11 protein-coding genes and 2 pseudogenes are annotated in these 9,881 nt (G+C 64.5%); 6 read left to right on the top strand and 7 right to left on the bottom strand.

The genetic code is table 11. The features are described 5' to 3' along the window. Both AC30QB_RS22850 and AC30QB_RS22845 read right to left on the bottom strand, forming a co-directional pair. Nucleotides 1-434, bottom strand: a pseudogene (locus AC30QB_RS22850) (NADP-dependent oxidoreductase); the annotation flags it as partial. A gap of 139 nt (nt 435-573) precedes the next feature. Further along, complete coding sequence (locus tag AC30QB_RS22845) at nt 574-783, bottom strand: cold-shock protein (RefSeq protein WP_489548583.1); 210 nt, start codon at nt 781-783, stop codon at nt 574-576. Between the two features lie 191 nt (nt 784-974). Here AC30QB_RS22845 and AC30QB_RS22840 point away from each other — a divergent pair, with 191 nt between their 5' ends. Then, on the top strand, nt 975-1,970 hold the full coding sequence (locus tag AC30QB_RS22840) for an LLM class flavin-dependent oxidoreductase (protein WP_489548582.1): 996 nt from the start codon (nt 975-977) through the stop codon (nt 1,968-1,970). A 26-nt stretch (nt 1,971-1,996) separates the two neighbouring features. Continuing rightward, nucleotides 1,997-2,209: pseudogene (locus AC30QB_RS22835) on the top strand (RNA-binding S4 domain-containing protein); the annotation flags it as partial. 88 nt (nt 2,210-2,297) lie between these two features. On the opposite strand, the gene AC30QB_RS22830 reads toward AC30QB_RS22835, so the two are convergent. The 3 genes from AC30QB_RS22830 to trhA form a co-directional block, all read right to left on the bottom strand. Then, complete coding sequence (locus AC30QB_RS22830) at nt 2,298-2,825, bottom strand: porin family protein (protein WP_489548581.1); 528 nt, start codon at nt 2,823-2,825, stop codon at nt 2,298-2,300. 159 nt (nt 2,826-2,984) lie between these two features. Beyond that, nucleotides 2,985-3,236 carry a VF530 family protein gene (locus AC30QB_RS22825; protein ID WP_489548580.1) on the bottom strand — a complete coding sequence of 84 codons (252 nt, stop codon included), beginning with the start codon at nt 3,234-3,236 and terminating at the stop codon, nt 2,985-2,987. Between the two features lie 38 nt (nt 3,237-3,274). Further along, the gene (gene trhA / locus AC30QB_RS22820) at nt 3,275-3,889 is read right to left on the bottom strand and encodes a PAQR family membrane homeostasis protein TrhA (protein ID WP_489548579.1); all 615 of its coding nucleotides are present in this window, start codon (nt 3,887-3,889) and stop codon (nt 3,275-3,277) included. A gap of 97 nt (nt 3,890-3,986) precedes the next feature. Between trhA and AC30QB_RS22815 the strand changes: the two genes are divergently transcribed. Then, nucleotides 3,987-4,709 carry a 2OG-Fe dioxygenase family protein gene (locus AC30QB_RS22815; protein ID WP_489548578.1) on the top strand — a complete coding sequence of 241 codons (723 nt, stop codon included), beginning with the start codon at nt 3,987-3,989 and terminating at the stop codon, nt 4,707-4,709. Between the two features lie 8 nt (nt 4,710-4,717). Continuing rightward, the gene (locus AC30QB_RS22810) at nt 4,718-5,389 is read left to right on the top strand and encodes a class I SAM-dependent methyltransferase (RefSeq protein ID WP_489548577.1); all 672 of its coding nucleotides are present in this window, start codon (nt 4,718-4,720) and stop codon (nt 5,387-5,389) included. Here the strand turns inward: AC30QB_RS22810 and AC30QB_RS22805 are convergent. After that, a complete protein-coding gene (locus AC30QB_RS22805; RefSeq protein ID WP_489548576.1) occupies nt 5,378-7,354 on the bottom strand; it encodes a S9 family peptidase in 1,977 nt (658 codons plus the stop codon). The two genes, AC30QB_RS22810 and AC30QB_RS22805, sit on opposite strands and share 12 nt — an antisense overlap. 81 nt (nt 7,355-7,435) lie before the next feature. Here AC30QB_RS22805 and AC30QB_RS22800 point away from each other — a divergent pair, with 81 nt between their 5' ends. Continuing rightward, the gene (locus AC30QB_RS22800; RefSeq protein ID WP_489548575.1) at nt 7,436-7,714 is read left to right on the top strand and encodes a hypothetical protein; all 279 of its coding nucleotides are present in this window, start codon (nt 7,436-7,438) and stop codon (nt 7,712-7,714) included. A 299-nt stretch (nt 7,715-8,013) separates the two neighbouring features. Further along, nucleotides 8,014-9,123, top strand: coding sequence for a ribosome small subunit-dependent GTPase A (gene rsgA / locus AC30QB_RS22795; RefSeq protein WP_489548574.1), 1,110 nt, complete (start codon nt 8,014-8,016; stop codon nt 9,121-9,123). Nucleotides 9,124-9,126: 3 nt separating this feature from the next. Here rsgA and AC30QB_RS22790 read toward each other — a convergent pair. Continuing rightward, a partial coding sequence (locus tag AC30QB_RS22790) for a GGDEF domain-containing protein (RefSeq protein WP_489548573.1) occupies nt 9,127-9,881 on the bottom strand: 755 nt, incomplete at its 5' end.

Here is a 9,881-nt window from a genome sequence, read left to right as displayed (position 1 = left end):
AAGTAGGCCGTCATGCCGGGCATGCCCAGCACATTGAGCCATTGCGTCAGCGAGCCTGCCTGGCTGTCGATCTTGGCCAGGCCGTGACGCTTGATTTCGGCCTCTGGAACGAGGCAGTACTCTTGCACGCCCGAGCCGATGCTCACGTGGTCGCCCAGAGCGAAGGCCGCGTTCTTAGACGCCACGACCACGCCCACACCACCTGCGCGCATCACCTCGCCGATGCCCACGGGAGGGATGTAGCTCTTGCCTTCGTTCATCCAGCCGCGCATGGCGGGGTCGAGCGACAGGGCGAGTGTTTTGACCAGCACGCCACCGGCGGCAGGTTCTTGAACGGCCTCGGCGGTGAAGCTCCAGTTGGCTCGCGTGGGCAGGCCGACTGGGCGTTCGGCGAGGCGTACTTGCTTGTTGGTGGTGGCGGTGAGGGTGGTCATGGTGTCTCCTGCTGCTGTGTCGGCGCATCGTAGCGCTGCGCTCGCGTTGTGCTTGTCTCCCAGTTGTCAGCATGATGTTCGAGACGAGCATAAAAAAACGCGGCCTGAGCCGCGTTTTGATTTGGCTTGCGCCAGGTGTTTACAGCACTCGAATGTTCGAGGCTTGCAGACCCTTTTGGCCTTGCTTCACTTCAAATTCGACCTTCTGGTTTTCCATCAGAGTCTTGAAGCCATCGCCTTGGATGTCACGGAAGTGAGCGAACAGATCAGCGCCGCCCGCATCTTGAGCGATGAAGCCGTAGCCCTTGCTCTCGTTGAACCACTTCACGGTACCGGTTTGAGTCGTCATGGACGAGTCCTATCTTTTTAGCAAAGTAATGCGCAGCACATGCTCCGCATGCAGAGACACTCAAGAAACGTTATTCGGGGGTTCTAACGGAACGGCCTTGGAACCAAGCCCGTATTCGAAAAGATCACTCACAACCACTGTCTTGCGTATACCTGTAGGCTAAATATACCCCAGACATTGAAGCCCTCAAGATGAAACTCTCGGTACTCGATCAATCTGTCTCACTCAGCGGGAGCACCGAAGACGCCGCGATACGCGACACCCTCGCGCTCGCCGAGCACGCCGATGCCCTCGGCTACCACCGCTTCTGGCTCAGCGAGCACCACAGCCTGCCCACCATCGTGGGCAGTGCGCCCGAGATACTGATGGCCGCGATTGCAGCCCGCACGCAGCGCATCCGCATTGGCAGCGCGGGAGTGATGTTGCCGCATTACTCGGCGCTCAAGGTGGCCGAGCAGTTTCGCGTGCTCGAGGCCTTGGCGCCGGGACGCATCGACCTTGGTGTGGGCCGCGCGCCGGGTGGAGATATGCGCACCGCCCAAGCGCTAAACCCGCACACCTACGGCTCGGCGGAACACTTTCCTGAGCAGGTGCGCGACCTGCAAGCGTGGACGAAAGGAGAGCTTCACCGCGGCATCACCGCACACCCGCGCGGGCCGCTGCCGCCCGAGATCTGGATTCTGGGCAGCTCCGACTACGGCGCGCAGCTGGCTGCGCATTTCGGCTTGCCTTATGCCTACGCCTATTTCTTCGTCGACGGGCAGGGCGTGGAGCAAGCCCTCGACCTTTATCGGCGGCTGTACCAGCCGAGCGAGCGCCACCCGCAGCCCCACGCCACGGTGTGCGTGTGGGCCCTGGCGGCCGACACCGAAGAAGAGGCGTTGCACCATGCGCTGAGCCGTGATCGGTGGCGTGTGGACCGCGGGCTGGGCGTGCTGGGCCCGCTGCAGTCGCCCGACGTCATTGCAGCGCGCGGCTTCACGGTCGAAGACATGCGCACTATTGAGCCGATGCGCCAGCGCGCATTCGTGGGCAGCGCGGCACAGGTGAGCGACAAGCTGCGCAGGTTGGCGGCCGAGTTAGAGCTCGACGAACTGGTCATCAACAGCTGGGCGCACAACCCGGCGGTGCGTCGCCACTCTTACGCGCTGCTGGCGCGTGAATTCGGTTTGACGCAAACTCGCTGAAAATTTCTACACAAGGTGAGGGCCTCATGAGGACGATAGAGTTTGAGTTGCGAGGCGACTACATCACGCTGGACACCCTGCTCAAGGTAACGGGTTTGGCGAGCAGCGGGGGTGCAGGCAAGACCATGGTGGCGGAGGGCCGGGTCGAGATCGACGGGCAGCAGGAGCTGCGCAAGACCTGCAAGGTGCGCGCGGGGCAGGTGGTGAGCGTGACAGGTGCGCGTATACGCATACATGCGCCCACGATGCCAGCGCCCCTGGAAGGCGCCGAAGAAAAACCCCATGAGCCGGATGAAAGCCCAAGGGGTCGGCCCACTCAGCGTTAGGTCAGAACCGGTAGGTAAAGCCTGCCGTCAGCATGTCGGCCTTGGGGTTGCCGCCCAGCGCATTGAAGCGATAGCGTTCGTACTCGGCACGCACCGCAGCGTTGGGTGTGAGTTTGTACTCAACGCCTGCGCCGGCCTTCCACGAGCTACCGCTGTCGCTGGCGGTTCCCGTCTCCAGCTTGCCCTGGAATGCGCCCAGGCGCACCAGGCCCGACCATTGCGGCGTGAACGGGATCTTGCCCACAGCGTCGACGAAGTAGCCATTGGCCTTCAGCGAATCGCCGGTGAAATCGAAGGTGCCGAATCGGGTGTAGCCCGATTCCAGTGCGAAGTTCGGCGAGAAATCGTAGCCAAGGTAAACCTTGCCGCCGACCCTGTTGGCGTCCAGGCCCGGGAAGTCCCCGCCCTTCCACTTCGATTGACCGACGTTGCCGCCGATGTACAGACCACTGCCACTCACCTGAGCTTGGGCGGAGACAGCACACAGAGCGGCGACGCACGCAGCCAGAGCTTGAGTTTTGAATTTCATTTGATTCCTTTCAAAGTCATCTAGTCGGCAGCCCCATGGCACCGGCAGCGAGATGGTCGGCGAGACGACGAAAAGAACTTATCGGCGTAAGCAGCCGATGCACGTCGGTGTGCACTGCCTTGGTGTGTAGGACAGCCCCGACAGTGCCCCTACTGGGTGCTAGGGCCTTTTCGGCTTGGCGGCACGCGCCTGTTCGCGCAGCATGAAGAGGTAAAGGCTTTCAACCTTTTCGCGCGCCCAGGGCGTCTTGCGCAAGAACTTGAGGCTAGACGCCACGCTCGGGTCGCTGGTGAAGCACCGGATGTTGATCTGCTCGCTGAGGCCGGGCCAGCTGAAGTGGGCGACGAGTGCGTTGAGCATCTGCTCCAGCGTGATGCCGTGCAGCGGGTTGCGGGCCTGCGATGTGGTCATGTGTGGCGTATCGGCAAGACGTGAAAAGGCGGGCCAACTCAGTTCACGTACAGCAGCACGGTGAGGTAGTGGCAGGCTGTGCCCGCCAGCACGAACAGGTGCCACACGCCATGGGCATGTCGCCAACGCTCGTCGTTGGCGTAGAAGATGATGCCGGCGGTGTACAGCAGACCACCCGCCACCAGCCACGCCAGGCCTGCACCGGGCAGCTCTTGCATCAGGGGCACGGCAGCAATCACGCCGAGCCAGCCCATGGCCACGTACAGCGGAACCGAAGGCACGCGGTCGCGGCCAAACCACAGCTCTTTCACGATGCCGATCACGGCCAGGCCCCATACCGTGCCGAACAAGGCCCAGCCCCAGGGCCCACGCAGCGTGACCAGGGTGAAGGGCGTGTAGGTGCCGGCGATCAGCAGGTAGATGGCGCAATGGTCGAACTTGACCAGCACCTTCTTGGCCGCGCCGCGCACGCTGTGATACAGCGTCGAGGCGCCATACAGCACGATCATGGTCGCGGCAAAGATGCTGGAACTGACGACCTGCCAGGCATCGCCGTGCAGCGCAGATTGGGTGATCAGCACGGCACCGCCCGCCGCGGCCAGCATCAGGCCGGCGAGGTGGGTGAAGCTGTTGAAACGTTCTCCGGGGTACATGACAGACAGACTCCGTGACTGGCGTGACGCGATTGTGTCAGCCCCGTCTGGAATGGGCGGCGCGACTGGCATCATTCTGGCCATGACTGCTCACCTCATGCCACCCTTTATTGCGCCCGCGGAGCTGACATCTTCGCTGCGCGCTTCGGGCCAGGCGGCCCTGAGCCCCACTGGTTTGTGCGCCGTGCTGCCTTGTGAGCCCCGCGCCCTGCAGGCCCTGCAAGCCAGCTGGGACGACCTGCCGCCCGATGCCTACCTGCGCGATGGCGGCCACTATCGCCGGCGGCGCCATGCCTGTTTCGTGGCCGATGGCGACACGCTCGTGCAGGCGCCGCACCGCGCGCACTGGCAGCCGGTGGAATACAACGCCCTGCACGGTGGGCTTGCGCGCTGGTTCGAGCCCATCGCGTCTGACGTCGTGGCCCAGCCGGTGTGGCGCTCGCTGCTGCTGGCGCTCAGCCGCAGTTGCTCGGCCATCAAGGGGGCGCAGCCGTGGTACGTGGAGGCGCACCAGTTCCGCATCGACACCACCGATGGCATCGGTCGGCCCACGCCGGAGGGCGCGCACCGCGACGGGGTCGACTTCGTCGCGGTGATCTTGGTCAACCGTGTGGGCGTAAAAGGCGGCGAGACGCGCGTGTTCGAAGCTGCAGGGCCGACTGGCATACGTTTCACCATGACCGAGCCGTGGACCACGCTGATGCTCGACGACGAGCGCGTGATCCACGAGAGCACCCCCATCCAGCCCCTCACCGATGGCGGGCATCGCGACACCCTGGTCATCACCTACCGTGCAAAAGGCTTCCAGGGGCCGGCGTAGACTGATTCATGCCCGGCTACCAGATCAAGCTTGAAAGCATGCCCGTTGCGGGCTTGGCCATGCAGGTGCGCTCGCTGCTCGACCGGCAGCAGTTCCATGACCCCGACGGTGAAGCCGAGCGTTCTGGCATTTCATCTGCCACCTGGCCGCTCTTCGGGCTGGTGTGGCCATCGGCCCTGGTGCTGGCGGCCCACATGCAGCATGTGGTGCTGGGGCAGCGCCGAATACTTGAGCTGGGCTGCGGCCTGGCGCTGGCCAGCCTCTCGCTGCACCGCCGCCACGGCGACGTGACCGCGAGTGACCACCATCCGCTGGCGGGTGCCTTTCTGAAAGAGAACGTGCTGCTGAATGGCCTGCCGCCACTGCCTTTTCAGCGGGGCGACTGGGCAACCGTCGACCCGAGCCTGGGCCTCTTCGATCTCATCATCGGCAGCGACGTGCTCTACGAGCGCGACCAGCCCGGCTTGTTGGCCGCCTTCATCGAGCGGCATTCGCAGGCGGCGATGGAAGTGGTGATCGTCGACCCCGACCGCGGAAACCGCGCAGGTTTCAATCGACGCATGGACGAGCTCGGTTTTGCCCGTGAAGAAATCCGAATCACCCACCTGCCCGACAGTGCCACCGTCTACAAAGGGCGCGTGCTGAGCTACTCACGCACGGCGAGACCTTTACTTTCCTAAGGTGCTCTGCAGGAACAGGATGGTGGCGTAAAACTGATAGTCGGCATTTTCCTTGCGCGCGAAGCCATGGCCTTCGTTTTCGGCGCGCAAGTACCACACCGGCGTGTTGTTGGCGCGCGCCTTGGCCACGATCTGCTCGGCTTCGGTGTAGGGCACGCGCGGGTCGTTTTTGCCCTGCACCACGAAGAGCGGCTTGCTGATGCGGCTCGCGTTGGTCAACGGTGAGATCTTTTCGAGAAACGCCTTCATCGCGGGGTCGCGCTCGTCGCCGTATTCCACGCGTCGCAGGTCACGCCGGTAGCTCTCGGTGTTTTGCAGAAAGGTGACGAAGTTCGAGATGCCCACCACGTCGATCGCGCCGGCGATGCGGTCGGCGTAATGGGTGCTCACCGCCAGGCTCATGTAGCCTCCATAGCTGCCGCCGGTCACGATGACCTTCGACGCGTCGAGCTGCGGCTGCGTCTTCACCCAGTCGAGCAGGGCGCCGATGTCTTTTACAGAGTCTTCGCGCTTCATGCCGTCGTCGAGCGAGATGAAGCTTTTGCCGAAACCGCTGGAGCCGCGCGCATTGGGTTGAATCACCGCCATGCCCAGCTTGCTGATGAAGTAGTTGTAGCGGCCCATGAAACCCACCGTGGCCTGGCCCTCAGGCCCGCCGTGAATCACGATCATCACGGGTCGCTTGCCGGTGAAACGCGCGGGCGGCAGGTTCATCAGGCCCGAGATTTCGCGGCCGTCAAAGCTCTTCCAGCGCACGATGCTCTGGTCGCGGAAGGTCGACATGTCGACACCGGGCGGCGCATAGGGGCGCGTCCACGAGGTCAGCTGCCCGTCGGCCTGGCGCGTGTAAAGCTGGCTCGGGCCTTGCGCGCTGTTGACCGAGAAGGAGAGCTCGCCGGTGCTTCGGTGGAAGGCAGTGCTGCCCACGCTGCCCGGGGGCATGCGCGGCAGGGGCAGCTCTTGCAGCGTGTTGCCGTCAAAGAGGTGCAGCTCGTCGCGGCCATCGACGTTCAACTGCGCGGCCACGGTGCTGCCGTTTTCTGTGGCCGCCATGCTGCTCACGTCCCACGGAATGTGCGAGCTCATGCGCGTGAGCTGGTGGTCTGCGAAGCGGTAGGCCATCAGCTCGCGGAACTCGCTCGCGTGGTCGCTGGTGACCAGCAAACCCGTGTTGCCAGGCAAGAACTCGCCGGCAAAGTAGGCAGCGCGTTGGGTGCTGCCGGGTGCGGGCAAGACCTGTGTGGTCTGGCCCGAGGCGAGATCGAGCAGCCACACCTGTGCCTCTGTGGCTGAGATGTAGCGCGTGAGCGCCACCTGCTTGTCGTCTGGCGACACACCGCCCGCGTACCAGCCGCCGCCCTCCAGCTCGGCCACTTTGCGCGCGGTTTGCGGGTTGAGCGGGTCCATCAGCCGGAAGGTGGTGACCACCTTGGCACGGGTGCCGCCTTGCGCAGTTTTGTCGAGCGGCAATGAGGCGGTGAGCAACTGGCTGCCGTGGTGCAACCAGCCTTGCAGGTTGTGGCGCTCGGCGGGGTCGGTGAGCAGCGTGGTCTGTTTGGTCGCGAAGTCGAGGCGGTAGAGCTGGTCGGCTTCGCTGCCGCCGCTGCTGCGCTCGAACACGAGGTAGTGGCCCTCGCGCGGCTCGTAGCTGGCGGTGGTGACGGGGTCGGGCGAATCGGTCAGGGCCTCCAAGTCGCCGGTCGGCTGCGTCACACGAAAGAGCTGCGCCGTGTTGGCGCCGGCCTTGCGGTGCGCCACCACCATCTCGCGCTTGCGCGGGTGCCAGTCGGCAAAGCTGTGGCCGCGAAAGTCGGTGTATTTGGCCACCTGGTCGACCAGGCTGGCGGGCACCGGCGGTATGCCCTGAACTACCAGGTTGGCATTCGGCGCAAGCACGGCGGTGGGCGTCGTGGGGGTGGTGCAGGCCGTGAGTACGATGGCCGAGGCGAGTGCGAGTTTCTTCATTCAGTGAGCCCCATGAAGCGGTGAAGGGGCATTGTGACGCGGCCGATAATCGCTGCAAAATTCCTACTTCAGAGGCATTGCGTGCTGACTGTGATTCAACGAATCGTTTCCACCCTGCTGCGCTTGTTGCTGGTTTGCATGGGCCTGGTGTTCGCCGCCTTCTTGCTGGTGGCCGGGCTCACGCTCACGTTGCTGCTGTTGGTGTGGAGCCTGCTGCGCGGGCGCCAACCGCGCGTGGTGCGTTTCCGCGTCGACCCTCGCTCTCCCTTTGCCGGCATGCGGCCGCAGCCCAGGCCGCGTGGCGAGGTGGTTGACATCGAGGCGCGTGAAGTGCCTGACACGCCACAACATTTGAAATGAAACCGGCGTTGACGGTGCGCTTGACGCATGCCACACTTCGCGCCTTCTCTTACACCCACCTCAAGGAGACCACTCAATGACGCACGCTGACATTGCCCTCCCGTGGGTCGCCGCCAGCTCCCTCTGAGCCGCACCGGCATCTCTCTTCTCCAAGAGACTTCTCTGCCCGAGATCTGAGCTTTTCGCTGTGGCGCCGATGGCGCCGCGGTTGACCCATCCGTCCCATTCGCTGCCCAGCGCGGGCTTGCCCCGCGTCAGGCACTCGCATGCATTCCTGACGATGGAAGACAGATCTCACCATGATCGACATGAATCTCGAGCCCCTGCGCTCGATTGGTTTGACCCCCGCGATGGCCCTGGTGGCCATCTGTTCACAACCCGTTCCCCCATCCGACGATGACGACGAGGCCGGCACATCGCCACGCCGACTGGTGCGCGTGATTGAGGTACACCGCGAGACACTGCAGGTGCATGACGGCCTGCAAGAAGCCAGCGCCCGCGTGCTGCCTCGGCTGATGCGCAGGCTGGCCGAGCAAGACACGGCGGTGGCCGTCGGCGACTGGGTGGTGGTGCTGCATGACGCGCACGGCCAACCCTGGGTGCATGAGCGCATTGCCCCGCTCTCGCACATCGCCCGGCGCGACGCCGACGGCCGGCGCCACCCGGTGGTGAGCAACGTCGACACCGCCCTGCTCGTGATGGGCCTGGACGACGACTTCAACCCGCGCCGGCTGGAGCGCTTTCTCACGCTGGTGCAAGGCCAGGGCGTGACGCCGGTGGTGGTGCTGACCAAGTCCGACACGGTGTCACCCGATGCCGTACACGACGCCATCGCCACGCTGCGCGCGCGCATCTCGGCGCAGGTCGACGTGGTGGCCGTCAACGGCATGGCGCCGCACACCACGCGCGTGCTCGACGCCTACCTCGCGCCGGGGCAGACGGTGGTGTTGTTGGGCTCTTCAGGCGCAGGCAAATCGACGCTCACCAATGCGCTCGCCGGTGCGTCGCTGCAAGACACCGGTGCCGTGCGCGAGCACGACAGCCGTGGCAAGCACACCACCACCTCGCGCTCGCTGCACCGCCTGCCGGGTGGGGCGTGCGTGATCGACACGCCGGGCTTGCGCACCTTGCGGCCCGATGCGGACGAAAGCACGCTGGCGGCGAGCTTCGAAGACATCGTCTCGCTGGCCTTGCAATGCCGGTTTCGCGATTGCAACCATGGCGATGAGCCGGGCTGCGCAGTGCGCGAAGGGGTGCCGCCCGATCGCCTGCGCAACTACCAGAAGCTGCTGCGCGAGGTGCGGCGTGACACGATGAGCGTGCTCGAGCGGCAGCGGCTCACGTCGGAATGGAAGGCACGCGGGCGAGCGGGAGCGCAGCGCGTCAAGATGAAGCGGGGTGAGGCTTGAGCCTCACGCCGGCTGAGTACGCTTGGTGGTTTTGTGCAAATACATGCGTGCATCAGCATGCATCAGCAGCTGCGAGCCCGAGTTGATCTCGGAGCCAAAAGCAATGCCGTAGCTGATGCCGCAGTCGACGAAGCCGGCCTCGTGCAGCTTGCGTTCTACTTGCAGCAGGGTGAGCCGTGTGTGCTCTTCCTGGCTGCGCTCGCCGAGCACCGCAAACTCGTCGCCGCCCAGGCGGAAGACGCTCATGCCGTCGCTTTTGAGCACGCTCAGTTGCTGGGCGAATTCACGCAGCAGGGCGTCGCCGTGGGCATGGCCGTGCACGTCGTTGACGCGCTTCAGGCCATCGAGGTCAATCATGACCAGCATGGTTCGCCCCGGCGCGTCGGCATCGACAGCATGGGTCGTCATGGTGGCCAGCGCGCGATCGAAGGCGTGGCGGTTGCCGATGCCAGTGAGCGAGTCGGTACTGGCCTGGGTCAGCGCGTTGTTGAGCTGCTGCAGGTAGTCGTCTTTCTCGCGGCCCAGCAGGCGGATTTTGTCGGCGAGTGCAAAAGCGAGCAGCACGGCGTCGGTGGTGGCGCCGAGCAGGGTGAAGAGCTCGATGTTGCGCATCACGCTGGGCACCAGGCCGAAGTTGGCCGGCAATATCAAGACGGCTGGCAGCAGCAGCGCGAAGAAGGCCGCCAGGAAGTAGCGCGCCGGCAGGAAACCCTGGCCGAGGCGGATCATGCCCGACACCAGCGCCAGCGTGAGCGTGA

Origin of the sequence: Rhizobacter sp. (genome assembly GCF_046595475.1) — a bacterium.
Classification (GTDB): Bacteria; Pseudomonadota; Gammaproteobacteria; order Burkholderiales; family Burkholderiaceae_C; genus Rhizobacter.
Note: the sequence above shows the minus strand (reverse complement) of the source record. Positions and strands in the feature narration are given on the sequence as shown.